The sequence below is a fragment of the Streptomyces sp. P3 genome (assembly GCF_003032475.1).
Classification (GTDB): domain Bacteria; phylum Actinomycetota; class Actinomycetes; order Streptomycetales; family Streptomycetaceae; genus Streptomyces.
The window spans coordinates 8595401-8619972 of sequence record NZ_CP028369.1; the positions used below are offsets into that span (position 1 = coordinate 8595401).

Consider the following 24572-nt stretch of genomic DNA (forward strand, 5'->3'; position numbering starts at 1 on the left):
GGCGTTGCTGTGCCCCCACCTCGTGGTACGCGGGTTGATGCCGAAAGCTTCGGCCGGACCACCGTAGCGTGCGCGCGGGCAGTGGGTTGACCAGAGACGAAAGGCCGTCAGCTGCCGGCGCCGGTGCGCCCCCAGTCCGGCCCCGCACGCTCCCAGGCCCGGTCCCAACGGGCGTAACGGCGGCGGACCATGTGCCAGACGACCAGCCGCCGGCCGCCCTCCACGGCGCCCGCGCTGAACAGGGCCGCGCCGAAGCCGGCGAGCACGGCGTGCGTCGTGGCGGTGGCGGGGTCCAGGGGACGGGCCACCGGACGGCCGTGCCCGTCCGTCCAAATCGCGAAGCGGTCGCCGGGGTGCGGGGTCCTGAGGCCCGCCAGGACCGTGCCGCGCCGCGCGGTGCCGTCCGGCGCGGTCCAGTCGGCGACGACCCGCGTCCGCGCCTCCCGGCCGTTGGCCGTCTCCGGATCCACGTCCAGCGGCGAACCGGTCGCCCTGCGCACCACGGTGGCCGTGACCCCGTGGCGCGACGCGTGCTGCGCACGGACCGACTGCTGCAGAGCGCCCTGGGCCAGGGCGCCGACCACGGAGCCCACCACGGGCGCGACGAGGAGGATCAGGAGCAGGGCCGACAGGGCCATCCACGCCTCGACCAGATCCGTTCCACGGCGCAGTGGGTTGTGTCGCCAACGCCAGATTCCGCCGATCGCTCGCATCGACCGCACCCCCTTCCCGCTCCGAGACAACCCCCGTCGGGGCCGTTCGCACGCGCGTCCCGTGAAAGAGAGAGCGAAATCACCAGGGCCGAGGACCGCATGAACCTCGCACGCCCTCCCAACGCCCTGGAGCCGGGCAGGGGTTCCCGCCGAGCGGTCCGCCCGTGACCGGGGGACCGGGCCGGACCACGACGGGTCTCAGCCGGTGACGCGCACCGGATCGCCGACGCTGATCGTGCCGCGGGACAGGGGCACCAGGTTCTGGCCGAAGACCAGCGCGCCGCCGATGCGCCGATGCCGTCCGAGGGTGTGCAGCGGCTCCTTGCCGCGCGCCGCGGTGTCCTGGTCGGTGGTGGTGACCACGCACCGTCCGCACGGTTTGGCGACCCGGAACCGCACCTCGCCGACCGCCAGACGCGACCAGCCGTCCTCGGACCACTCCTCGGTGCCCGAGACGACCAGGTTCGGCCGGAAACGGTTCATCGGCAACGGCCCCTCGGCGGGGTGCTCGCCCGTCGCGACGAGCGAGTTGAGGGCGTCCAGGGACGCGGTCGTGGTGACCAGCAGCGGATATCCGTCGGCGAACGCGACGGTCTCGCCGGGCAGCGCGTACGCCGGGTCGACGGGCCTGCGGGTGGCGGGGTCGTCCATGTGGACCAGGCGTACGTCCGCGCCGAGGTAGGCACTGCACCAGGCGTGCGCGTCGGCGTCGGCGAGGACCCCCTGCACCTTGTCGCGGAAGATCTCCAGTGACACCGGGGCCGCGGGATCGGGCACGGCGACCGTCAGTGGTCGTAGCCCGGGCGCGGACAGACGCACGCCGCCGCCGGGCAGGAGCTCGGCGGCGGCCAGTGCGAGGCGCGGCTGCTGGCGTTGGGTGACGACCTTTCCCCCGTCGTCGATCAGCGCCCAGCGTCGGTCCCCGGCCAGCCCCCAGGGCTCCACAACGGCCTCACGGGGCGCCTGGCCCCGAAACGCCTTGACCGGATGGACGTGTATCGACAGCAGTTCCGCGAGAGGCATGGGGGTCATTTTGCCAGGTGGCGCCGGTGACCCCGGGTCGGCTCAGTAACCGCGGTACTGCTGCTGGTTGTACGGATCCTGGTACTGCGGCGCCGCGGGCCGGGGCGCGGCCGGGCGCATCGCCTCGTAGTTCATTCCGGGACCCGCGGGGCGCGGCTGCTGCTGCGCCTGGGGGCCGGGGTAGCCGCGCGGCGCGACGGCCTGCGGCGGGATGTAGGCCGCCGGAGCCTGCTGCAGCGGCGCGGGCTGCTGCGCCTGCGGGTAGCCGTAGGACTGCTGCGGACCCGCCGGAAGGGCGGGCAGCGCCGACGGCAACGCGGGCAGGTTGCTGCTGCCCATGTCGTACGCGGCGGGGACCCGGATCGGGGCGATCTGCGGGGTGCCCCGCTCGGCCACGAGCGAGTCGTAGATCGGAGTGTCCGGGAAGGCGGAGTAGTAGCCGCCTCCGTAGGTGGAGCGGGGGGAGGTCATGGCACATAAGGTAAGCCCACGATGTGCTGGTTGGGGAGACCGATAAGAGGGTTGATTTCCGTGTCGGTAGGAGCCTCGGACCCCCAATGCGAGCGAACATGGGAAAAAGGGACGGCGAACGACGCGTAGATCGTGTAAAAGCCGAGTTCCGAGGGGGTTACCCGGGAGTCGGACAGGGCTGATCCTGCGCTCCCGATGGGCGTGCGCCGTCCCTTTGAATAGGTTGGCCGGTAGACAACCCGAGGGGCGCCGGGACCCACGGCCCGGTGCACCGACACGCGATGGGGGGCGTACATGTCAATGTCCAAGGGGTCCAATGTCCCGGTGCCGACCACGGCGCTGCGGGTCGAGCTGGGATGGCGTTCCGGACCCGGCGTTCCCGACGCGGACGCGTCGGCGCTGCTGCTGCTGGGCGGAAAGGTCCGTTCCGACGCCGACTTCGTCTTCTACAACCAGCCCGCGCACTCCTCCGGCGCCGTACGCCACGAGGGCAAACGCGACGCCGGGGGCCGGGTGACCGACAGCGTCCTCGTCGACCTCGCGCGCGTGGAGCCCTCGATCGAGACCGTGGTCCTGGCCGCTTCGTCGGACGGCGGCTCGTTCGGGCAGATCCCGGACCTCTACATCGAGGTGCGGGACGCGGCGCAGGGCGCGGTCGTGGCGCGGTTCGACAGCGCCGGCGCCACGGTCGAAACCGCATTCGTGCTGGGCGAGTTCTACCGCCGTCAGGGCGCCTGGAAGTTCCGCGCCGTCGGACAGGGCTACGGCAGCGGCCTCGAGGGCCTGGCCACGGACTTCGGCATCACCGTGGACGAGCCGCAACACGCCGCGGCCCCCGTCGCGCCGGCCACGGCCCCCGTCCCGCCGGTCCCGCCCGCCGTGACCCCCACGCCTCAGCAGCCGACCATGCCGGCCTTCCCGGTCACCGTGCCCCCGCCCGTCCACCAGGCCCCGCCGCCCCCGCCCGCCCCGCCCGCGGTGCCGGGCACGCCGGTCAGGCTCACCAAGGTGACGCTCACCAAGGCCGCCCCTTCGGTGTCGCTGACCAAACAGGGCGGCACGTCGGGCGCCCTGCGCGTCAACCTCAACTGGGAGGTGCGCAAGCAGTTCTCCGGATGGGGCAGCAAGCGCGGGCGGGCGGTCGCGCTGCACAACGACCTCGACCTCGACCTGTGCGCCCTGTTCGAGCTCGCCGACGGCCGCAAGGGCGTGGTCCAGGCCCTCGGCAACGCCTTCGGCTCGCTGCACCAGCCGCCGTACATCCACCTCGACGGCGACGACCGCACCGGCGCCGTGTCGAGCGGCGAGAACCTCACGGTCAACCTCGACCGCAAGAACGACTTCCGGCGCATCCTGGTCTTCGTGACCATCTACGAGGGCGCCCGCTCGTTCGCCGACCTGCACGCCACGGTCACCCTGCAACCCCAGTTCGGCGCACCGGTCGACTTCTCCCTGGACGAGTGCACGGTCCCGTCGACCGTCTGCGCGCTGGCGCTCATCACCAACCAGGGCGGCGACCTCGTCGTCCAGCGCGAGGCCCGCTATCTGGTGCCCGAGCGCGGCGTGAGCCCACAGCGGACGGTCGACCACGCCTATGGGTGGGGCATGAACTGGACGCCGGGCCGCAAGTAGGGGCCGGGCCGCGGCCCGAGCCGGGCTCAGCCCTCGTCGGCGACGGCGTCCGGACGCGTGTAGGTGCGGCCCTTCCAGGCCGCACCGCGGCCCCGGTAGTGCTGCACCGCGGAGTCGACCGTCATCAGGAGGTAGAGGAACGCGGTGAACGGCAGCAGGGGAGCGAGCCACGGCGGCTGCCGGTAGTGCCGCAGCATCGGGATGTACGTCCCCGCCATGACCAGCCAGGCCAGTGCACCGCACACCGCCGTCGGCGCGCTGCCGGCCGTCAGTCCGAAGAGGAGCGCGAGCGGCGGGACCAGGTACACCAGAGCCAGGCCCATCACCGTTGCGAGCAGCAGGGCCGGGCTGTGGCGCAGTTGCGCGTACGCGCTGCGCGACACCATCCGCCACAGGTCGTGCAGCATCGGGTACGGCCGCACGCTGTCCACCCGGTCGGCCAGCCCCAGCCAGATGTGCCCGCCCGCGCCCTTCACGGCCCGCGCGAGCGCCACGTCGTCGATGACGGACTGCCGGATGGCGTCCGGGATCCGCGCCCGCTCGGCCGTCTCGGCGCGCAGCAGGACGCAGCCGCCCGCCGCGGCCGCCGTGCGCGCACCGCGCCGGCCGATCCGGCGGAACGGGTACAGCTGGGCGAAGAAGTAGACGAACGCCGGCACCACCAGTCGCTCCCACGGACTCTCCACCCGCAGCCGCGCCATCTGGGAGACGGCGTCGAAGCCGCCGGTTCGGGCCGCCGCCACCAGCTCCCGCAGACTGTCGGGCGCGTGCGCGATGTCGGCGTCCGTGAGCAGGAGGTACTCGGGCTCGCGCGCGCGTGCCAGGCCGATCCCGTGCCGCACCGCCCACAGCTTGCCGGTCCAGCCCGCGGGCGGTTCGCCGGGTGAGTCCACGGTCAGCGGGAGCCCGCCGTGACGCCGGGCGAGGGCGCGCGCCAGGTCTCCCGTGCCGTCCCGGCTGCCGTCGTCGACGAGGAAGACCTCGGCCGGTCCGGGATAGTCCTGGGCGAGCAGCGAGGGCAGGCTCGCGGGCAGCACCGCCGCCTCGTCGCGGGCGGGGACGACGACACACACCGACGGCCACTCCCGCGGCGCCGTCCGGTCCGGCAGCCTGATGTCCGTGCGCCAGAAGAACCCCTGACACAGCAGCAGCCACAGCCAGGCGGCCAGGGACAGGGCGGCGATCCACACGATGGCGCTCACGTGCGCAGTCTTCCCCACCCCAAGGGGCGGCAGGCGCACATCGTCTATGGTGGCCGGGTGAAGATCGCGCTCATGGACTCCGGAATCGGCCTGCTGGCGGCCACCGCCGCGGTACGACGCCTGCGACCGGACGCCGATCTCGTGCTCTCCCTCGACCCCGACGGCATGCCCTGGGGGCCGCGCACCCCGCAGGACCTCACCGCGCGTGCGCTGGCCGTCGCCGAGGCCGCCGCGGCGCACCGGCCCGAGGCCCTGATCGTGGGCTGTAACACCGCGACCGTGCACGCCCTGCCCACGCTGCGGGCCACCCTCGAACCCGGCATCCCGGTGATCGGCACCGTTCCGGCGATCAAGCCGGCCGCGTCCGGCGGCGGCCCCGTCGCGATCTGGGCCACGCCCGCCACCACGGGAAGCCCCTACCAGCGGGGTCTGATCAAGGACTTCGCCGGCGGTGTCACGGTCGCGGAGGTGCCCTGCTGGGGGCTGGCCGAGGCCGTGGAGCACGCCGACGAGACGGCGATCGACGCGGCGGTCGCCGCGGCCGCGGCGCTCACCCCCGAGGACGTCACGACCGTCGTCCTCGGCTGTACCCACTACGAACTCGTCGCCGACCGCATCCGTGCCGCCGTGCAGCGCCCCGGCCGGCCACCGCTCGTGCTGCACGGCTCGGCCGGCGCGGTGGTCGCGCAGGCAATGCGCAGGATCGGCGCCCGCCCCGAGCCGGAGGGTGCGGCGCTCGGCGCGGTGACGGTTCTGCTCAGCGGTCGCCCGGGCGCTCTGCCGGAGCCGGCGCTGGCCTACGCGGAAGGCCGCCTGCTCCAGGCCGTCAGCCCCGCTCCGTGACCGTCCCGCGCCCCGGCCCGTGACCCGCCCGCGGCGGGCAGCCCCGAGGGGGACCCGGGCGGAGCAGTCACCCTGCGCTACGGACTACCGGCGCAGCGAAACCTGAGTAACCTCATGGATATGAGGGACCACCCCCACGACGAGAGCATCCCGTTTCCCGACGTCCCGCATCGCGCCGCCCCGCCGTCCGCCGCTCCGCATGCCGACGTCTGGACGGGGCGCGCCACCAACCGCTTCCAGTGGGTGCTCGCCCTGATCGGGGCGGCCTGCATGGCGCTCGGCGTCGAACTCGCCGTCGAATCGGCCTGGACTTCGGGCGTCGCCCCCCTCGTGATGTCCGTCGTCGGCTGTATCGCCGCCGGGCTGCTGGTGCTCTTCGGCACTCTCGCCTTCGTCCACGTCGACCTCAGGCTCGACAAGGAGTCCCTCGAGGTGCGCTGCGGCCACATCGGGGTGCCGCGCCGCCGCATCCCGCTGGCGCATGTCGCCGGCGCCGACTTCGAACCACACGTCACCCCTCGCCACTGGGGCGGCTGGGGCTATCGCTGGCGGCCGGAGAAGGGCACCGCGGTCGTCGTGCGCAAGGGCGAGGGCGTGGTGCTGCGGCTGTGGGACGGCCACACGTTCACGATCACCGTGGACGACGCCGAGTCGGCGGTCCGCGTCATCCGGGAGCGGCTGCGCGCCGGCGCCCCGGGCCCGGCGCGCTGACAGTCCGCCGGTCCCCGCCTCCCCGCGTCATCGCGTCACACCGCCGGGCGGCCGCCGTGGTGGAGGTCGCGCTCGCACCCCGACGGAGCTCCGGGCGCCGCGGGCAGCGCGGGCGCCTCGGCGAGCGGCCGGGCCGTGGCCAGGCCGGCCAGCAGTCCCGCGCCCACGGACACCGTGGTGAAACTCAGCGCGTTGCCGATGGCGGCGATGGCGGCGACCGCCGTCAGCGTGAACCCCGCGGTGAGGACGACCGGTGTCGGACGCTGCGACCGCCACAGCGCGAACAGCACCCAGCAGAAGACCGCCGAAAGCAGCAGCAGGCCGACGACGCCCTGCTCCGCCGCCGTCTGCAGCGGCGCCGAGTGCGGCCTGCCGTCGGTCAGCGTCGACCGAGCCGCCGTCGTGCTCAGCTCGCCGAAGCGTCCCGGGCCCACACCGAGGGCGCTCTGGCCTCGGACCATGCCGAGGGCGTCGCGCCACAGGCCGACGCGGTGCGGCGTCAACCGGTCCGTGAGCCGGTCGGCGAGTCCGCCGGGCAGCGCGTTCCCGGCGACGGCCCAGGTCAGGCCGGTCACCAGGGCGGCCGCCACGGCCGACGCGGCGAGCGCCGGGCCCCGGTGGCGCATCTGTCCGGAGACCAGTGAACAGCCCAGCACGACGCAGCAGGTCACCACGCCCGCCGTCGATTCCAGGAGGGCCGCGGCAACCGTCACGGCCCCGGCGAGCAGCCACAGCGCGAGCCGCCGTGCGGGTACGGGCGTCGCCCAGGCGGCGCAGCACGCGGCACCGGCCGACAGGGCCAGCACCGCGGCGGTGGCGCCGGCGTGCCCCAGGGGCGCGGCGATCCCCGCTCCGGGGCCGAGCCGGGGCAGGGCCACCGTCGACGCGAGCCCGGCCAGGGCTCCGGCGCAGGGCGCGGCGACCGGCAGCAGCACACCGGTGATCCGCCCCGCCGCACAGCCGGCGGCCAGCGCCAGTACGGCGAGCAGGACGCCCTCGGGGCGTCCGCCGTGCACCGCGGCGGTGATCAGGGACCAGACCGCGCAGGCCCCGAGCGCGGTCACGCCGAGCGCGTCCGAAACGTTTCGGCTGTTTCCTTCCGCGGCCTCGCCTGCCGTGGACGACATCCCGGTGGAACCCACCCCGCCCCCCGAACCCGGTCGCCCCCCGACCGTGACGGACCTGAACCGTGAAGGACCCCGGCCGCATACGACCGAAGCTCTGGCACACCGTAACCGCTGATGGGCGGTTTGTGGATGACTTGCGCCGGGTTGTGCGCCGGGCGCGGGATCCCGGCGGACGCGGTCCCCGGCCCCGCGGACCGAGCTGTCGGCCAAAAGGTCACTCGCCGTACACTCCCGGAGTGACCGTCACCGCAACTTCCGTAGGCCGGCCGGACCGGCTGGAGCCCTCGACCGCGCCGGCTTCGCGCGGCGCCCGGCTCCTGCGCCGCCTCGTCCCGGCCGCCACCGCGGCGCTCTCCGGAGTGCTGCTCTACGTCAGCTTCCCGCCGCGCACCGTGTGGTGGCTGGCGCTGCCGGCCTTCGCCGTCTTCGGCTGGGTGCTGCGAGGGCGCAGCCGCAAGGCCGCCTTCGGTCTCGGTTACCTCTTCGGGCTGGGCTTCCTGCTGCCGCTCCTGGTGTGGACCGGCGTCGAGGTCGGGCCCGGCCCCTGGCTCGCCCTGGTGGCCATCGAGGCGATCTTCGTCGCGCTGGTCGGCATGGGCGTCGCCGCCGTGTCCAAGCTGCCGGCCTGGCCGGTGTGGGCGGCCGCGCTCTGGATCGCCGGCGAGGCGGCACGCGCGCGTGTGCCCTTCCGGGGCTTCCCGTGGGGCAAGATCGCCTTCGGCCAGGCGGACGGCGTCTTCCTGCCCCTCGCGGCGGTCGGCGGCACCCCCGTGCTCGGCTTCGGCGTCGTGCTGTGCGGCTTCGGCCTGTACGAGATCGTGCGGCTCGTGCTCGAGCGGCGGCGCTCGGGCGAGGTGCGCCGGTCGGCCGCCGCGGTGGCCCTGCTCAGCGTGGCCGTCCCGGTCGTCGGCGCGCTGGCCGCCCGCACCCTGGTCAGCGACAAGGCGCAGGACGGCACCGCCACCGTCGCCGTCATCCAGGGCAACGTGCCGCGCCTCGGCCTGGACTTCAACTCCCAGCGCCGGGCCGTGCTCGACTACCACGCGCGGGAGACGAAGCGGCTGGCCGCCGAGGTGAAGGCGGGCAAGGTCGCCAGGCCCGACTTCGTGCTGTGGCCCGAGAACTCCTCCGACGTCGACCCCTTCGCCAACGCCGACGCCGCCGCCGTCATCGACCGGGCCGCCAAGGCGATCGGCGTGCCCATCTCGGTCGGCGGCGTCGTCGAGCGGGACGGCAGGCTCTACAACGAGCAGATCCTCTGGGACCCGGTGAAGGGCCCCACCCAGACGTACGACAAGCGGCAGGTCCAGCCGTTCGGCGAGTACCTTCCGCTGCGCTCGCTCATCGGGGCGATCAACAGCGACTGGACGTCGATGGTCCGCAAGGACTTCAGCCGCGGCACGAAGCCGGGCGTGTTCGACATGGGCGACGCCGAGGTCGGCCTGGTCACCTGCTACGAGGCCGCGTTCGACTGGGCCGTGCGCTCCGAGGTCACCGACGGCGCCCAGCTGATCTCCGTGCCCAGCAACAACGCCACCTTCGACCGCAGTGAGATGACCTACCAGCAGCTCGCCATGTCCCGGGTCCGCGCGGTCGAGCACAGCCGGACCGTCACGGTGCCGGTGACCAGCGGTGTCAGCGCGATCATCATGCCGGACGGGAGGATCACCCAGAAGACCGGCATGTTCGTGGCGGACTCCCTGGTGCAGAAGGTGCCCCTGCGCTCCTCACAGACCCCCGCGACGAAGCTCGGCATCCTCCCCGAGGCGGCTCTGGTGCTCGTCGCGGCGGGCGGCCTCGGATGGGCGATCGGCGCCGGGGTGCGGAGCCGCCGGAACACGGCGGGCTGACCGGGACGCCCGGATAGGGTCGGACCATGCCGACTCCAGAGTTCATCACCGAGATCCGGGCCAGTGCGGGACACCAACTTCTCTGGCTTCCCGGCGTCAGCGCCGTCGTCTTCGACGACGAGGGGCGGGTGCTGCTGGGGCAGCGCGCGGACAACCGGCAGTGGACCGTGATCAGCGGCATCCCGGACCCGGGGGAGCAGCCCGCGGACTGCGCCGTGCGCGAGGTGTACGAGGAGGCCGGGGTGCACTGCGTTCCCGAGCGCGTCGTCCTGGTGCGCGCCGGTAAGCGGGTGGAGTACCCCAACGGTGACACCTGCCAGTTCATGGACATCACCTTCCGCTGCCGGGCCGTGGGCGGGGCGGCACGGGTCAACGACGACGAGTCCGTCGACGTGGGCTGGTTCGCGCTGGACGCCCTGCCGCCGCTGCGTGACCGGCAGTTGTTCCGCATCAAGCAGGCACTTTCCGACGAACCCACATGGTTCGAGACCACGACGTCACCATGAAGTACGGGTACTGACCACATGGGCCCGGCGCGGGGCCCTGCCTGGGGTCGAGGCACGACCTCGCCCCAGGCCGTCCAGTTCTCGATCACGATCACGACCGACCCGCAGACGGGCTTGCTGCCCGCTGCGGACCTGCCGACTACCGCGCCTGCGGAGCAGCTCCCCGTCCGCTCGCACAACCTGCCCCGGACGTTCGGCAGCTGGGCGATGAGGCCGGCCACCTCTCACTTCAGCCATGGAATGCTCCCCTGCGGATCGCGAGGGCCGAGGGGCGTCGGCCGAGGGCCCGTAGCTCGGTGTACGCCTCCCGAACGCGATCTCGCAGGCTTCCGAGATCCATGTCCGGTTCCTCCCGGCTGCCGCGCAGCGCGTGCAGAGTGACGAGTTCCTGTTCAAGTGCGCGAGGCCGGTGACCCCTGACTCGCGATGTCACCGCGTGGGCTCCGGATGCTCTCGGGACACAGGTCCGCGACCGGTTCGGCCAGACCGAGCAGGGCATGGTGATCGTCAACGCCTGGGATCCGAGGCTGCCGCGCGACGTTCGTCCGGGTCGATGGGGCAGGGCTGGTGCGCGGCCAGTACGGCGCGCATGTGTACCCGCGCAGAGTGCACTTCGTCGAGCGTCTTCCGAGGACGCCGAGCTGCAAGATCCAACGCTTCCTCCTCAGAGGGATGTCGGGTGAGGCGGTCCTGGCGCCACCGGGTGCCAGGAGCCACCACTGGCAGCCCGTCCGGTTCTGGTGGAGCAGCGCGTCACGATCTCGCTCAGGTCGCGGGCACCCGGCTCCCCCGTCTCCGACGGCGACACCGACCCACGTCGTTCGCGCCTGCGACGAGGCATCCGTGGACATGGCCGGCGCACGGACGGGCGAGGGGGCGGACCCCTGAATGTGTCTCAATGCACACATCGACAACCGGCCGGTAGGGACATTTGACTCTGTCGGCTCTCTCGGTTCGGCCGAATAATTCTGTGCCGGTGAGACAAAGAAGCCCTCAAGGAAGGAGCAAGACATGGGTAAGAGGGCCCTGAAGGGCACGAAGGTCCGGATCGTCGCCGTCGTTTCCGCACTCGCCACTGGTGCGGCCATTATCACCCTGCTGCCGTCGGCGAACGCCGCCCAGCCGGAGAAAACGCCGGACGAGATCATGCGCATGTGTCAGAAGGCCAAGGTGATCAACGGTAAGGAGCAGAAAACGGGAAGCGGCGTCCAGGATATTTTTCTCGCCGACAGCTGCGATTTCGTCGAGACGAAGTTCGAGGCCTTTGAGGGCCCCACCAAGAAGGCTTCCATCGACTTCCCGAACTGCGAGTCGAATGCCACCGATCCGGCAAAGGTGTCGATTACCTGGAAGGCGGGCGTCCTCCAGGGCGAGGGCAAGTACACCGCGACACAACAGGGTGCCGGTGGAGGGCTCTTCGGTGCCTTGAGCGGGGCCTGGCTCAAGCACAAGGCGACGACGGACCTGACCCTCAAGTCGGTGACCGCCGGCGACACGGAAACGAGAGACGTCCCCGTCGGCAAGGTCCTCCACATGGAATTCACGCCGAAGATGCAGCGTATGACGGGCGAATGGCGGGTGAAGATCAATGCCAAGCCGGGGAGCACGGTCATCAATCCCGTCGAGGAACAGAACTACGCCGCGCCCGAAGCCGTCGAGGGCGCTGTCGTCCTGGACGGCGCCGCCGGCGCTCCCGGCATCGCGGACGGGACGTCCAGGCCCGTCCTGACCGACTGCTGACAGTCCTCGTGACCAGGCAACTCGCACTCCCCTCTCATCCCCGGTCCCCTCAAGGAGACGCACGATGACCCGCACCGGACGCAAGGGAAACCACCGGAGCAAGAAGAAGCGCATAGGCCTCATACTGGCCCCGGTGGCGGCCGTCGCGGTGGCCGTTCCGCTGATGAACCAGGCGGGTGCCGCGACCCCCTCCGAGGTGTCCAAGGACTGTGCGCAGGACTCCTCCAAGCTGGAGAACTGTGAATTCGTCGATGTCCAGTTCAAGAGGGACAACCTGGGACCGAACAAACGCGTTTCCACGGTGACGGACAACTGTGGATCCGCATCCGACGCCACGAAGAACTTCAGCGTGTCCGCCTCGGTGACGAGGTCCATCACCCTGGAGGACGGGTTCACCGCCTCAGCCGACTCGAAGCTGGGAAACTCGTTCTTTGAGATCGGCGCCAAGTTCAACACGACGGAATACAAGATCCAGCGCGACGACAAGACGGTAGGGTTCGACTTCTCCAGGACCGACACCGTGAAGGCCGGCCACATCGCTTTCTTCATGTGGTCGGACAAGCGCACCGATGTCAGCGGCTACCTCAAGGCCACCTACCAGGACGCACAGGACGGCCAGAAGGTGTTCTTCTCCCCCAAGGAGGGGGGCACGAGCGTGCACGTGTTCTATCCGCAACTCCTGGACGGCGGCACCCCCGACGGCCGGCTCTGGCTGCGCAACGTGAAGTGCGAAACCCCGCAGGCGAGCGAGCTCCAGAACGCGTCGGACGGCGCCGGGGAGCGCCCCGGATCCGATGCCGGAACGCAACCCGGATTCCAAGAGGGCGGCCCCGACGTAATCGACGTCGAAATCCCTCTCTCGCAGGTTGTCACACCCTAGCTCCGCAGCGATTCTCGCGATATCCCGCGCGACCGGCGAGAGCGCCGGCCGGATCAGAGGCGGCGACCGGTCGCGTCATCGGAACGAGCCCTCGTGTGGATCCCGCGCGGGGGCTCGTTCTCCGTTCCCCTACGCGAACCAGGGAACTCAGGCCCGGACGGCAGGGGTGGCCCCCAACCACGTCAGGACCGCTTCGGTGCTCCCCCGGACCTCCAGCTTGGCGTACACGTTGCTGAGGTTGTTGCGGACGGTCTTCTCGCTCAGCTGTAAGCGCAGAGCGATCTCCTGCACGCCCAAGCCGGTCGACAGCAGCTCCATGATCTGCCGCTCGCGCGGCGAGAGCAGCTCCCGCAGCCGTTCCATCGCCTCCCCGGCGGTGGACAGCCGCCGGGCCGCCTCCTGGAGTGCGGCACAGGCCGCCGGGGAGAGGTAGGTGTGTCCGACGGTGGCGCCCACGACGGCGGAGGAGAGCATGCAGGTGCAGTAGTCGCCCTCGACGAGATAGCCCGCGCCGCCGCGGAACACCTCGACGATGACTTCGGTGTCCCGGCACGGGCTGATCACGATCACGGGGATGTCGGTGGTGAGCAGTTCCCGTAAGGCCGTGGAGGGGTCCTCGCGGTAGAGGATCGCCACGTCCGTCGCCTCGCGCGCCCCCCGCGGCTCCGTCAGGGGCACCACCCGTCCGACATACGGGTCGTCCGGGGCAGGCCAGTGGGGGTGCGGCCAGGCGCCCTCGGGGCAGGCGAGAGCGACGGTGAGTTTCCGGGAAGTGCGCACGTCGTCGTGTCCTTCCGCCGAAGCCGTACGGGCGTACGTCTACGTCAGTACGTCGGTGCATACGGCGATCGGCGTGAAGATGTTCAATTCTTCAAGAAGTGCTGCGTGCCGGGGCCTGTTACCGGAGCGGTTCCACTCCTGGCAGGTGGTCGCCGGCTTCCTTCCCGAGGCCCACCGAGGCGGTGACCCGCAGTGCTGCCTTCATCAGCCGGGCCGCCGACGGGAACGTCGACGGTGTCGCGCCGGCGGGGCTAGGTCGCCTCTCCCACGCGAGAACGTGGAGGAGTCCGACGCCGTGGCCGGTCGCCGGCTCACCGTGGCAGGATCCGCAGCGCGTGCAGAGCCGCGCCCAGGTCGGCCAGTGTCCTGGGTTCGGAGAGCGAGCGGCCGGTCAGCTTCTCGACGCGGCGCAACCGATAGCGCACGGTGTTGGGATGGACGAAGAGCAGCTCGGCCGCCTCGGAGGCGACGCCCCCCGCGGCGAACCAGTGCCCCAGGGTCTCCAGCAGCCGCGCCCGCTCGGCTGTCGGCAGGTCCAGGACCGGCCTGAGGACGACCTCCACCAGGCGGGTCGCCTCCGCGGGCGCCGCGGCGACCAGCATGGCCAGGGGGCTGTCGTCGAAGCGGGCCACCCCGGGCCCGTCGCCCGGCAGCCCGGCCAGCGCCAGCCGGGCGAACCGCAGTGCCTGCGGAGTTTCCCGCAGCGAGTCGAAGCGCGGACTGACCCCCACCCGGGCGCGGCTTCGGCGCAGCGCCGGCAGACTCACCGTCTCCGCGTCCCGGTGCAGGAGGGAGACCAGCCCGATCTGCTGGTCGGGCAACAGCCGCCAGGCCGAGGGCACCTGGACCCGGCGCAGCGCCGCCTCGATGCCGGGCAGTGGCTCCTCGCCCGGGTCCGGCACGGATGCGGCGACGACCGCGTACGGGCCCCGCTCGGGCAGGCCGAGCTGCCGGGCCGCCTCCCACAGCGTCGTACGGTCGGCGAGCGCGCCCGTGAACAGCGCCTCGACCAGCGCCGAACGGCGCGCCTCGCGGCGCAGCGCCAACTCCGCGCTGGTCTCCCGGTAGGCGGCCGCCACCGCCTCGGCGTAGCGGCCGAACAGCGCCCAGACCCGCGACGATCCGGCCACCAGATCAGCGTCCGTGACCTCGGGATGCCTGTGGGCCTCCTCGACCAACTGCGACCAGAGGTACTCGAAGCCGACCCGGTAGGCGTGCAGTGTGTCGGCCAGGGGTACGCCCTGCTCGGCGCGCAGGCGCCCGGTCTCCTGCGCGGGCCGCACGTCGGGCTCCGCCCCGGAGGCGAAATGCCTCAGCACCAGGTCGGCGTTGCTGTCACAGGAATCCCGCAGCGAGGCGAAGGGTGTGAGCGAGTCGTCCGTGTAGGACTCGACCTCCGCGCGGATGCGCTGAGCCATCCGCTCACCCAGTTGAGGAAGGCGTTCGCGCAGGGCGGCACCCACACCTGACAGATCCATCCTCGCAGCGTACGACGTCCTGTTTGTGCTGCGGAACAATCCCGGCACGCGCCCGCTGTCCGCGCCGCCATGGACGGCCGAAAACGCGGACGCCACCATGCGATGAGCGTCGGAGGCGAACCTGGCCGGCGCCATGGAGCATGTGTGCAAGGAGGCATCATGGCCAATCTGGCGGAATTCCTGGCGGAGACGGCACGTCGGCAGCCCGAGAGCCCGGCACTGCGGCTGGGCACGGTGACCACCACCTACGCCGAACTGGACCGGCTGAGCGCGCAGGCCGCCGCGCTGCTGCGGGCCGAGGGCCTTCGTACCGGCGACCGTGTCGCGCTGATGCTGCCGAATGTGCCTGAGTTCGTCGTCCTGTACTACGGCATCCTGCGCGCCGGTGGGATCGTGGTGCCGATGAATCCGCTGCTCAAGTCCCGGGAGACCGACTACCACCTGCGGGACTCCGGTGCCGTGCTGCTCTGGGAGTGGCACGCCGCGCCCGGCCAGGGCGCCGAGGGAGCGGCCGCCGCCGGGGTGCGGCACAGTCCGGTCGAGCCCGCAGCCTTCGCGGACCTGCTCGCGCGGCACGAGCCGCAGTACGAGGTCGCCGCCGCGGCCGACGACGACGTCGCTGTGCTGCTCTACACCTCCGGTACCACCGGCCGGCCCAAGGGCGCTGCGCTCACTCACGGCGGGCTGCGCCACAACACCGAGGTCAGCGCCGTACACGTGGAGCAGCTCACCGCCGACGATGTCATCGTCGGCTGCCTGCCGCTGTTCCACATCTTCGGGCAGACCTGCACGATGAACACCGCCGTGTTCAGTGGCGCCTCGCTCACCATCGTTCCCCGCTTCGATCCGCAAACAGTGCTCGACGCCATCGCCCGCGACCGGGCCACCGTCTTCGAGGGCGTGCCCACCATGTACGCGGCGCTGCTTCAGCATCCGGGCGCCGGCGAGGCCGACCTGTCCACCCTGCGTATGTGCATCTCGGGCGGCGCATCCCTGCCGGTGGAGATCCTGCACGCCTTCGAACGGCGCTTCGGCTGCATGGTGCTGGAGGGCTTCGGCATGTCCGAGACCAGCCCGGTCGTCTCCTTCAACCACCCCGACCGCCCGCGCAAAGCCGGATCCATCGGCACTCCGATCCGCGACGTCGAGGTACGACTGCTCGACGACGCCGGCCTGGAGGCGGCACCGGGTGAGGTCGGCGAACTGGTGGTGCGCGGACCGAACCTGATGAAGGGCTACTGGAACCGCCCGGAAGAGACCGCCGCCGCCATCCCCGACGGCTGGCTGCGCACCGGCGACCTGGCCCGGCAGGACGAGGACGGCTACCTCTACATCGTCGACCGCAAGAAGGACCTCATCATCCGCGGCGGCTACAACGTCTATCCGCGCGAGATCGAGGAAGTCCTGCACGAGCATCCCGCCGTCGCCCTCGCCGCCGTCCTCGGCCTGCCCGACGAGCGCCTCGGCGAGGAGGTGGCGGCAGCGGTCGTCCTCAGGCCGGGGGCCGGGACGACCGTCGAAGAACTCCAGGAGTTCGTCCGCGAGCGGGTGGCCGCCTACAAGTACCCGCGCCGCGTCTGGCTGGCTGACGCTCTGCCGATGGGCCCGAGCGGCAAGATCCTGAAGCGCGAGATCACGGCACCGTCGTGCTGAGCTGAGCATCCCCAACGCCCCGTGCTCACAAGGCCAGTCGGAGATGTGGCAACAGGAATGGATCGCGGCCGTACAGCCGCCTGGCGTTGTCATTCGTCGAGCGGTCGGCTCGTCCCTACGGAGACGTCCGCCCGATTCCATCGGCACGGGCGCCTGCCGCCCGGATCTCGGCGACCGTGCCGTCGGCGTCGTTCTGGGATGCGATGACGACGGTGGCGCCCCGGCGGGGGGCCTCGAGGGCGAGGGCGTGCCCGACTCCGTTGCGTCCGTCCGTGACGACCGCGACGGTGTTGCTCAGTTCAGGCACGGCCGGGTCCTTCACCGTGTTCCTGATGTCGGGTCAGACGCCGAAGGCGCCGCGGACGACGAAGTCGAAGGCGCGGTCGGGGAGCAGCCAGCGCAGGAACATGGTGGGGGCGGCCCCGAAGCCGACCCGGTAGCGGGTGCGCGGCCGGCGGGCGTTTGCGATCTTGACGATGGTCTTTCCGATGACCGACGGCGCGGAGGTCATGCGGGCGTCCGGCCGTGAGCTTGCGGCGAGCGTCCTGGCGACACCCTCGGCGAGGGTCGAGTACGCGCCCTTGCCGGAGGTCTCCTTGAGCGTCTCGGCGGCGATGGCGCCCCACTCGGTGCGGATCGAGCCGGGCTCGACGACCACGACGTCGATCCCGAACTGCTTGGTCTCCATGCGCAGGGCGTCGCTGAGCGCCTCCACGGCGTACTTGCTGGCGTGGTACCAGCCGCCGAGCGGGGTGACGAGCTTGCCGCCCATGGAGCTGATGTTCACGATGGTGCCGCTGTGCTGGCGGCGCATGTGCGGCAGCACCAGCTGGGTCAGGTGCGCCAGGCCGAAGACGTTGACCTCGATCTGGGCACGCGCCTCGGACAGGGGGACGTCCTCGAGGGAGCCGTAGGAGCCGTAACCGGCGTTGTTGACCAGGACGTCGATGCGCCCCGACTCGGAGATGATCTGGTCGATGGCCTTGCGGATGGAGTCCTCGTCGGTGACGTCGAGGCCGAGGATGTTCACCCCGGCGTCGCGCAGCGCGGTCATCCGCTCGACGCGGCGTGCGGCGCCGTAGACGACGTAGCCCGCTTCCCGCAGGCGCAGCGCGGCGTCGGCGCCGATTCCGGAGGAGGCGCCGGTGACGAGGGCGACCTTCGTGGTGCTGGACATGTCGATTCCTTCGCTTTCCGTGGTTCTTCGGTGTCTCAGCTGTCTCAGCTGTAATCGGGGGTCTTCGGGGCCTGGGGGCTCTTGGACAGGCGCCTTCGACGTACTGAGAGGTGGGGCCGGGCTCAGCGGCCCTCGGTCAGAGCTCGGGAGGTGTCCTGGTGTCCCTCGGCGTGGCCGAGACGCGACATGGCCGCCGCGCCCGAGGGCCGCTTTCGCGAACTCCTTGCCGAAGCCGCGCCCGTCGCCGAACCAGGTCCTGCGCCCGTGACGAACCACGTCCTGCGCATGTTGATCTGCCCTTCTTCGCGGCGGGGTCGGCCTCCGACTGTCATCACACAATGACAAACATGTCATCGAGTGTCAACTTTGGCCGTGAGTGATAATCTGAGGCGGTGACGACGGAGAAGACGAGGCCCGGGCTGCGGGAGCGCACGCGGCAGGCGGTGCGGCGCGAGATCACGGAGGCCGCCAACGCCCTGTTCATCGAGCGCGGCTACGAGACGACGACCATCGACGACATCGCCGCCGCGGTGGGCATGTCCAAGCGCAGCGTGTTCCGCTACTTCCCCACCAAGGAGGACCTCGTCGTCGGCAAGGTCGACTACCTCGCCGAGGAAATGCTCCAGGGGCTGCGCGCCCGCCCGGCCGGTGAACCCGTCTGGCAGTCGCTGCGCGCGATCTTCGACCTGCTGGTGCCGCACGTCGACGACCTAGACAAGGACTCCGTCGCTGCGCCGATCCAACGGGTCATCTTCAACACGCCGAACCTGCTCGGCAGTTACCTGGAGAAGCAGCAGCAGATGCAGGAGGTGGTCGTCGCCGCACTGAGCGAACGCGCCGCCGAGACCGGAACCCCCTGCCCGGCCGGAGACCCGACCCTGCGCGCGATCACGGCGGCCGCGTTCGGTTGCCTCGTCGCGGCCCAGCAGGCATGGCTCGAAAGCGGCTCCAGCGGCACCTTTGCCGATGCCCTGGACATGGCAATGGCAGCCGTCGTCCCGCAGGTTCGGCCGTAGCCGTAGCCGTAGCCGTAGCCGTAGCCGTAGCCGTAGCCGTAGCCGTAGGCGACACGTCCGTCGCCCTGGACCTGGTCGGCCGGAGATCGCCGCCTGTCCCGAATCGGCGGGTACTCGATCATGCCCTGAAAGGGCCCCTGATCATGCACACCGACACCGACACCGGCACCGGCACCGACATCGGCGCGGTTCGCGGCCTCGCCATCGCCCCGGCCGTCGCCCACGCCGTCGCCCACGCCTTCGGCTCACGCGCCTTCGTCCTGTTGCGGGAACCGGATTGGCGGTCCGCTCGGGGATCTCATGCCGCAAGCGGTTACGACGACGCGGACGACGGGAAGCGTCATCACCTCGCGCCGGACGCGGGACGATCACACTGAGCCATGGTCGGCCGAACTGTCGTTTTCGGGACCGGCCTCTTGGCTGCTGCCATGGTCGGGAGTCGACGTGACGGAGGCCGGGCTTCGTCCCTCAGGCCGCTCCTGCGGGTGAGTCGGTCTGCCGCTGGCCGGAGGCTTCATGCTCGACGTCCAGCAGTGCGAGAGCGTTGTGGATGCCCTGCTCGAGGAGTTCATCGGAGAGGTGCGTGTCGGCGAGGGCTCGGGAGAGCTGCAGCGTCCCGGCCATCATGGCGTAGGCGCTGAGCGTCCTGGTGCGGACCGACGCCGGATCGTCCGGTGCCAGGCGGGCGGCGATGCCGTCGGTGACCATCAGTACGCCGTCGGTGTAGGCCTGTTTGGTCGGGTCCGTGCAGCGTCCTATCTCGTCCAGCAGGGCGGCGGAAGGGCAACCGTCATCGGTGCTCTCTCGATGCCGGGCGGACAGATACCATCGCACGATCTGTTCGACCCCGGCGCGACCGGGTGCCGCGTGCGCGACGATGTTCGCGTTCTGTGCCCGCAGTTGGTCGGCGACCGCGGTGGCCACGAGGTCGTCCTTGGATGCGAAGTGCGCATAGAAGGCGCCGTTGGTCAGGCCCGCCTCCTTCATGAGTGCCGAGATGCCCGAACCGTCGATGCCGTCACGCTTGAACCGGCGTCCCGCCGCCTCGATGATCCGCCGCCTGGTCGCCTGCTTGTGCTCACTCCTGTATCGCATTCGTGCCCCTTCACTCGCCGGAAGAGCCGCTCGTCCTCGGGTCGACGTCTCCACTATATTGTATTGTGAACGTAATTCAATGACGGGTGGGTGGTGATGGCCGCTCGGTCAAGGGTGAGCTGGTTCGGGTCGGCCCGGCGTGGCCGTCCTCGCGTTCGGCAAATTGGACTTCGCGCAGGCCGGGGCGGGATGAAGGCTGTGCCGTTCTGTGCGACGGTTGACCTTTCCGGGCTCCATGCACTCAATGCGGCCGATGCCCCTCGGTCGGCAACGCGGTCGAGCGGTTGGTCGACCGATTCGACCGATTCGGCCGGGCCGACGGCTCGGCCGGCGCCGCCGGCTGTGCACGTCGGGCGGCAGTGAGGCGAACTCCGTTCGGTGATCCCGGCGCGGGCCATTGGCGTGTCGCGAGGCGTATGTGCGCCATCGGGGCGTGGCTCGCCTCCCGGTTGCGGGCGTGCACGGCAATGCGTCAGTGACGCGCTGGACCCGCGAACCGCGACGGTGTCCCTGCCTGGGTCCGCGGTCGGTGGGGGATCCCCGCTCCGCGAGGTGAAGGGCCGAGGCCTGCGGTGGACAGGGACCGCCGACGTCGATGCCGACGTCATAGGCGCACAGCTTGCCCCTCCATAGAATTATGGTCATACTTCAATGGTCGGCGTCACCGAGGGGCCCGAGCTCGCAAGGTTTCCGCTCCCACGGTCTTCGGTCGTCGATCCCGCAGACTGCAGCCGCAGTCGAGAGACCAGGCAACTGCCCTGTGTCGACCCCGTCAGGGAAGGAAGGGGCGTCGCAGGTGGCAGAAACCGCACGTTGAAGGGCACGACCATGCATGACGCACAGGGTGCGCGAGGCGACGTGGTGACGTCGTACAAGCTCGCACCGAACCGCACCGTGACCGTCGGCGGGCTGACCTTCGCCTACCGCGATCTCGGCCCCAGGACCGGTACGCCGGTGGTCTTCTTCAACCACCTCGCCGGGGTTCTCGACAACTGGGACCCCCGCGTCGTCGACGGTTTCGCGGCGAAGCGCCGGGTCATCACGTTCGACAACCGGGGTGTCGGCGCCACGAACGGCTCCACTCCGAAGTCCATCCGGGAGATGGCCGAGGATGCCGTCACGTTCATCCGGGCGCTCGGGCTCGAGCTCGTGGACATCCACGGCTTCTCGATGGGCGGCATGATCGCCCAGGTGGTCGCGCAGACCGACCCCAAGCTCGTCCGCAGGCTGATCCTCTCGGGCACCGGTCCGGCCGGCGGCGAGGGCATCAAGGACGTCACCCGGCTGTCCAACATCGACACCGTCCGAGCGCTGTTCACCCTGCAGGATCCGAAGCAGTTCCTCTTCTTCACCCGTACCGCGAACGGGCGTCGGGCCGGCAAGGAGTTCTTGGCCCGCCTGAAGGAGCGCACCGAGGACCGGGACAGGGCGATCTCCCTCACCGCCTACAGGTCCCAGCTCAAGGCTATTCACCGCTGGGGGCTGGAACGACCCCAGGACCTCGCCGTCATCGGTCAGCCCGTGCTCGTCGTCAACGGCGAGAGCGACCGGATGGTGCCCTCGAAGAACTCGTACGACCTGGCGCGACGAGTGCCGAACGGCGAGTTGGTGATCTACCCCGACGCCGGCCACGGCGGCATCTTCCAATTCCATCAGCAGTTCGTGGAGACGGCGCTCGAGTTCCTCGAAAGGAAGTAGGTGCGGAGTGCGGCTGTTGCCCGGATCGAGGACGCCGCCGCTGCGCCGTGACGCTCATCGGCTCCCCGTCGTGAGGAGGCATGTGGCGGTGGGGGCCTCGGACGTCGAGCCCGCCGGTCGGGCGCGGGGTGCGCCAGGCGCGAAGAACGGCCTTTGCGACGCGGCCAGTTGAGACCCGGTGGGGTCGAAGTCCGCCGTGTCGGCCCCGGTGGTCGCCGTGGCGGGGCCTGGCGAGATCGCTCCGGCCCACCCTGTGAACCCACGGGAGGTCATCAGCCGTTACGCACGGTCGTCCTGTTGGGCTCGGCACCCGTCGAACCAGTCGTCCTGGTGACCGGGCCGATGAGCACCCCCTCGCGCAGGGCACGGCTCCGGCGGTCACCGGCCGGCCTCGCGCCGATCGGCCGACAGGCTCACCGCATGAGTGTGAGCGCGTTCGCGATGCCCTGCTCGAGGACCTCGTCGGCGAACTTCCGGTCGGAGAGCGCGCGGGAGAGTTGCAACGTGCCCACCAGCATGGTGAAGAGTCCGAGCGCCTCGCCGCGAGCGGACTTCGGATCCTCGGGTGACAGTCGGGCGGCGATCTCGTCGACGATGGCTCTCGCTCCGTCGGTGTAGGCCGTCTTGGCCCCGTCCTCGCAGCGGACGATCTCGTCGAGCAGGGCGGCGGAGGGGCAGCCCTCGCCGGGGTTGTCCCTGTGTTCGGGCGACAGATACTCGCGAACGAGGTCCTCGAGCCCCGCGTGGCCGGGCCGCAGCGAGTTGTAACGCGCCACCTGTGTCCGCAGTTGGTCTGCTACGACGTTCGCGACGAGGTCGTCCTTGGAGTCGAAGTGGGCGTAGAAGGCTCCGTTGGTCAGCCCGGCATCCGACATGAGCGTGGAGACACCGGATCCGTCGATCCCGTCCCGCTTGAACCGCTGGCCGGCCTTCTCGATGATCCGCTGCCGCGTCACCTGCTTGTGCTCCTTGCTGTAGCGCGCCACAGGGTTCCCTCCAGTCGCTCCGTGGGGCCATGGTCAGGCGCCCATACTAATCCATTGTCTGACGCGTGTAATATTACGATCGACAGACAGGTTTCGGGTCGCGAACCCGCGAACCCGCCGAGCCCCGGAGTCACCGAGCCCGGAGTCACCGTCGTCGCTCAGGGTCGAGAACGCCTCGTTTCGCCGGAGGGCGATGTCTGTGAGTTCTAGCAACGCCCGGGGGCTTGCGGTGGGAGCATGGACGTGCTCTGCGGGATGAGGCTGCGATGGCCGACGCGGTGCGCGCGCCGTGTCACGTGCGCGATGATCTGTCAGGGGAGGGGGAGCTTCGGCCATCCGTCGCTGGCCTTGCCATAGATCGTCGTAGGCGGTTTCCATGAGCTCGCCATCTTCTCTTGCAGTGTGGCTGCGCCAGCACCGTCACAGCGGACCCGTCCGGCAAGCCGGAACGCGTGGTCACATCCGGGGGGTGCCTCTATGTCCTTCGTCAAGGCGCCCCTGTCGGTTTTGGGGTGATTCGGTCTTGCTGGGGTCATGCGGCGAGCTCGACGTCCGCGGGTGTGCGGGATTCGTAGAAGGTGCCGTCGCGGAGCATGGCGAACAGGACGCTGATGCGTTGGCGGGCGAGGCGGAGGAGGGCCTGGGTGTGGGTCTTGCCGCGGTTGCGTTGCTTGTCGTAGTAGGTGCGGGAGGCGGGGTCGGCGTTCATGCAGGCGAAGGCGGACAGGAACATGGCGCGTTTGAGCTGGCGGTTGCCGCCTCGGGGTGCGTGTTCGCCGTGGATCGAGGTGCCGGACGACTTCGTTGTCGGGGCGAGGCCGGCGTAGGAGGCGAGGTGGGCGGCGGTGGGGAAGCTGGTGCCGTCGCCGACGGTGACCAGCAGGACGGCGGCGGTCCTGACGCCGACGCCGGGCATCGACGTCAGGACCGGGGAAAGAGGGTGGGCCTCCAGCAGGGCGTTGATCTGGGCTTCCAGGGCCCGGCGCTGTTCGTGGACAGCGGCGAGCGAGCGGGCCAGGGAGGGCACGACGATGTCGAGGGTGCCGGTGCCCGGGACCACGACGGTCTGCTCGTCCAACGCTTCGAAGACATCGTCGATCAGCCGCTGGGCCATGCGTGGGGCCTTGGGCCGGATGAGCTCGACGAGCCTGCGGCGGCCGGCTTTGCGCAGTGCGGCCGGGGAGCCGTAGCGCTCCAGCAGCCAGGTGACGGCCTGGTGGTCGAGGCGGGGGCCCAGGACGCGCTCCAGCGACGGGTGGAACTGGGTGAGCAGGCCGCGTATGCGGTTGGAGGTGCGGGTGGCCTCGGCCGCGAGGTCCTGGTCGAAGCCGACGAGAACCGTGAGTTCGGCGGTGATCTCGTCGGTGAGCTCCAGCGAGCGCAGGGTGTGCGGCATGGTGCGGGCGGCGTCCGCGATCACGGCTGCGTCCTTCGCGTCGGTCTTGGCCTCGCCCGGATACAGGTCGGCGATCCGCCGCATCGCGAGTCCGGGCAGGTAGGCGACCTTGCAGCCGGTGTCCCGGGCGACCGTGAGCGGGAGGGCGCCGATGGAGGCGGGCTGGTCCACGATCACCAGGACGGTGCCGAACTTGGCCTTGAGTTTGTCGAAGACGGCCCGCAGTTTCGGCTCGCTGTTGGGCAGCTGCTTGTCGAGGACCTTCTTCCCGGCCGGGGTGAGCCCGTGGCCGTGGTGAGCACTCTTTCCGACGTCCAGGCCGAGGAACACGCCCACGTCTTCGGTGTCGAACATCGCGCCCTTTCCAGGGTGTTGAGCGTGCCGGCCTCGGCAGTGGTGTCGTGCGCGCGCATCCACGTTATGCAGACCTGCCGCCCGCGAGCTGTCCGGCATTGCGCCGGACCGGGCGGTGGCCGGACCTCTCATCAGCGTCTCCGACGGCACCTCCCGAGCCCGGTGACACCACCCCCCAGGTCATCCGTTCGACAGGGGGACACAGTCATGCCGGGCCCGGAGGCCAGCGGCCCTCTTGCAG

At 70.8% G+C, this 24572-nt stretch carries 23 protein-coding genes; 11 read left to right on the forward strand and 12 right to left on the reverse strand.

Annotated elements, in window-relative coordinates:
• Positions 1–107: 107 nt before the first annotated feature.
• The 3 genes from C6376_RS38055 to C6376_RS38065 all read right to left on the reverse strand — a co-directional run bounded on the left by C6376_RS38055 (position 108) and on the right by C6376_RS38065 (position 2207).
• A complete protein-coding gene (locus C6376_RS38055; RefSeq protein ID WP_107447553.1) occupies positions 108–713 on the reverse strand; it encodes a hypothetical protein in 606 nt (201 codons plus the stop codon).
• Between the two features lie 198 nt (positions 714–911).
• Positions 912–1736, reverse strand: a complete 825-nt coding sequence (locus tag C6376_RS38060; protein WP_107447554.1) for an MOSC domain-containing protein — start codon at positions 1734–1736, stop codon at positions 912–914.
• A gap of 42 nt (positions 1737–1778) precedes the next feature.
• A complete protein-coding gene (locus C6376_RS38065) occupies positions 1779–2207 on the reverse strand; it encodes a DUF6643 family protein (RefSeq protein WP_107447555.1) in 429 nt (142 codons plus the stop codon).
• 300 nt (positions 2208–2507) lie between these two features.
• Here C6376_RS38065 and C6376_RS38070 point away from each other — a divergent pair, with 300 nt between their 5' ends.
• Positions 2508–3839, forward strand: coding sequence for a TerD family protein (locus C6376_RS38070; RefSeq protein WP_107447556.1), 1332 nt, complete (start codon positions 2508–2510; stop codon positions 3837–3839).
• 26 nt (positions 3840–3865) lie between these two features.
• Here the strand turns inward: C6376_RS38070 and C6376_RS38075 are convergent, their stop codons facing one another.
• Positions 3866–5059 carry a glycosyltransferase gene (locus C6376_RS38075; RefSeq protein ID WP_107447558.1) on the reverse strand — a complete coding sequence of 398 codons (1194 nt, stop codon included), beginning with the start codon at positions 5057–5059 and terminating at the stop codon, positions 3866–3868.
• A gap of 39 nt (positions 5060–5098) precedes the next feature.
• Between C6376_RS38075 and C6376_RS38080 the strand changes: the two genes are divergently transcribed.
• Together C6376_RS38080 and C6376_RS38085 are read left to right on the forward strand one after the other, a co-directional pair.
• Positions 5099–5884, forward strand: coding sequence for a glutamate racemase (locus C6376_RS38080; RefSeq protein ID WP_173985955.1), 786 nt, complete (start codon positions 5099–5101; stop codon positions 5882–5884).
• A 120-nt stretch (positions 5885–6004) separates the two neighbouring features.
• Positions 6005–6595, forward strand: a complete 591-nt coding sequence (locus C6376_RS38085) for a hypothetical protein (protein WP_254076241.1) — start codon at positions 6005–6007, stop codon at positions 6593–6595.
• 35 nt (positions 6596–6630) lie between these two features.
• Here the strand turns inward: C6376_RS38085 and C6376_RS38090 are convergent, their stop codons facing one another.
• A complete protein-coding gene (locus tag C6376_RS38090) occupies positions 6631–7659 on the reverse strand; it encodes an O-antigen ligase (RefSeq protein WP_254076242.1) in 1029 nt (342 codons plus the stop codon).
• Positions 7660–7958: 299 nt separating this feature from the next.
• Between C6376_RS38090 and lnt the strand changes: the two genes are divergently transcribed.
• From lnt to C6376_RS38115, 4 genes are all read left to right on the forward strand, one after another.
• Complete coding sequence (gene lnt / locus C6376_RS38095; protein WP_107447564.1) at positions 7959–9572, forward strand: apolipoprotein N-acyltransferase; 1614 nt, start codon at positions 7959–7961, stop codon at positions 9570–9572.
• Between the two features lie 26 nt (positions 9573–9598).
• Positions 9599–10078, forward strand: coding sequence for an NUDIX domain-containing protein (locus C6376_RS38100; RefSeq protein ID WP_107447566.1), 480 nt, complete (start codon positions 9599–9601; stop codon positions 10076–10078).
• A 1011-nt stretch (positions 10079–11089) separates the two neighbouring features.
• Positions 11090–11818 (forward strand): hypothetical protein, encoded by a 729-nt coding sequence (locus tag C6376_RS38110; protein ID WP_107447570.1) that lies wholly within the window; start codon positions 11090–11092, stop codon positions 11816–11818.
• Positions 11819–11882: 64 nt separating this feature from the next.
• Complete coding sequence (locus C6376_RS38115; protein ID WP_107447571.1) at positions 11883–12698, forward strand: hypothetical protein; 816 nt, start codon at positions 11883–11885, stop codon at positions 12696–12698.
• Positions 12699–12845: 147 nt separating this feature from the next.
• Here C6376_RS38115 and C6376_RS38120 read toward each other — a convergent pair whose 3' ends face one another.
• Both C6376_RS38120 and C6376_RS38125 read right to left on the reverse strand, forming a co-directional pair.
• Positions 12846–13478 (reverse strand): response regulator transcription factor, encoded by a 633-nt coding sequence (locus C6376_RS38120; protein WP_107447573.1) that lies wholly within the window; start codon positions 13476–13478, stop codon positions 12846–12848.
• 311 nt (positions 13479–13789) lie between these two features.
• The gene (locus C6376_RS38125; RefSeq protein ID WP_254076243.1) at positions 13790–14956 is read right to left on the reverse strand and encodes a CdaR family transcriptional regulator; all 1167 of its coding nucleotides are present in this window, start codon (positions 14954–14956) and stop codon (positions 13790–13792) included.
• A 159-nt stretch (positions 14957–15115) separates the two neighbouring features.
• On the opposite strand from C6376_RS38125, the gene C6376_RS38130 reads away from it, so the two are divergent.
• Positions 15116–16609 carry a long-chain fatty acid--CoA ligase gene (locus tag C6376_RS38130; RefSeq protein WP_107447575.1) on the forward strand — a complete coding sequence of 498 codons (1494 nt, stop codon included), beginning with the start codon at positions 15116–15118 and terminating at the stop codon, positions 16607–16609.
• Positions 16610–16724: 115 nt separating this feature from the next.
• On the opposite strand, the gene C6376_RS38135 is transcribed toward C6376_RS38130, so the two are convergent.
• Together C6376_RS38135 and C6376_RS38140 are read right to left on the reverse strand one after the other, a co-directional pair.
• Complete coding sequence (locus tag C6376_RS38135) at positions 16725–16916, reverse strand: hypothetical protein (protein WP_159083382.1); 192 nt, start codon at positions 16914–16916, stop codon at positions 16725–16727.
• Between the two features lie 33 nt (positions 16917–16949).
• Positions 16950–17786, reverse strand: a complete 837-nt coding sequence (locus tag C6376_RS38140) for an oxidoreductase (protein ID WP_107447579.1) — start codon at positions 17784–17786, stop codon at positions 16950–16952.
• A 392-nt stretch (positions 17787–18178) separates the two neighbouring features.
• Between C6376_RS38140 and C6376_RS38145 the strand changes: the two genes are divergently transcribed.
• Positions 18179–18802, forward strand: coding sequence for a TetR/AcrR family transcriptional regulator (locus C6376_RS38145; RefSeq protein WP_107447580.1), 624 nt, complete (start codon positions 18179–18181; stop codon positions 18800–18802).
• Between the two features lie 143 nt (positions 18803–18945).
• Positions 18946–19179, forward strand: a complete 234-nt coding sequence (locus C6376_RS46275; RefSeq protein WP_107447582.1) for a hypothetical protein — start codon at positions 18946–18948, stop codon at positions 19177–19179.
• Positions 19180–19270: 91 nt separating this feature from the next.
• On the opposite strand, the gene C6376_RS38155 is transcribed toward C6376_RS46275, so the two are convergent.
• Positions 19271–19897 (reverse strand): TetR/AcrR family transcriptional regulator, encoded by a 627-nt coding sequence (locus C6376_RS38155; RefSeq protein ID WP_107447584.1) that lies wholly within the window; start codon positions 19895–19897, stop codon positions 19271–19273.
• 828 nt (positions 19898–20725) lie between these two features.
• On the opposite strand from C6376_RS38155, the gene C6376_RS38160 reads away from it, so the two are divergent.
• Complete coding sequence (locus C6376_RS38160; protein ID WP_107449424.1) at positions 20726–21595, forward strand: alpha/beta fold hydrolase; 870 nt, start codon at positions 20726–20728, stop codon at positions 21593–21595.
• Between the two features lie 413 nt (positions 21596–22008).
• Here the strand turns inward: C6376_RS38160 and C6376_RS38165 are convergent, their stop codons facing one another.
• Together C6376_RS38165 and C6376_RS38170 are read right to left on the reverse strand one after the other, a co-directional pair.
• On the reverse strand, positions 22009–22581 hold the full coding sequence (locus tag C6376_RS38165; RefSeq protein ID WP_107447586.1) for a TetR/AcrR family transcriptional regulator: 573 nt from the start codon (positions 22579–22581) through the stop codon (positions 22009–22011).
• A 532-nt stretch (positions 22582–23113) separates the two neighbouring features.
• Complete coding sequence (locus C6376_RS38170; protein WP_107442753.1) at positions 23114–24331, reverse strand: IS110 family transposase; 1218 nt, start codon at positions 24329–24331, stop codon at positions 23114–23116.
• Between the last annotated feature and the right edge of the window lie 241 nt (positions 24332–24572).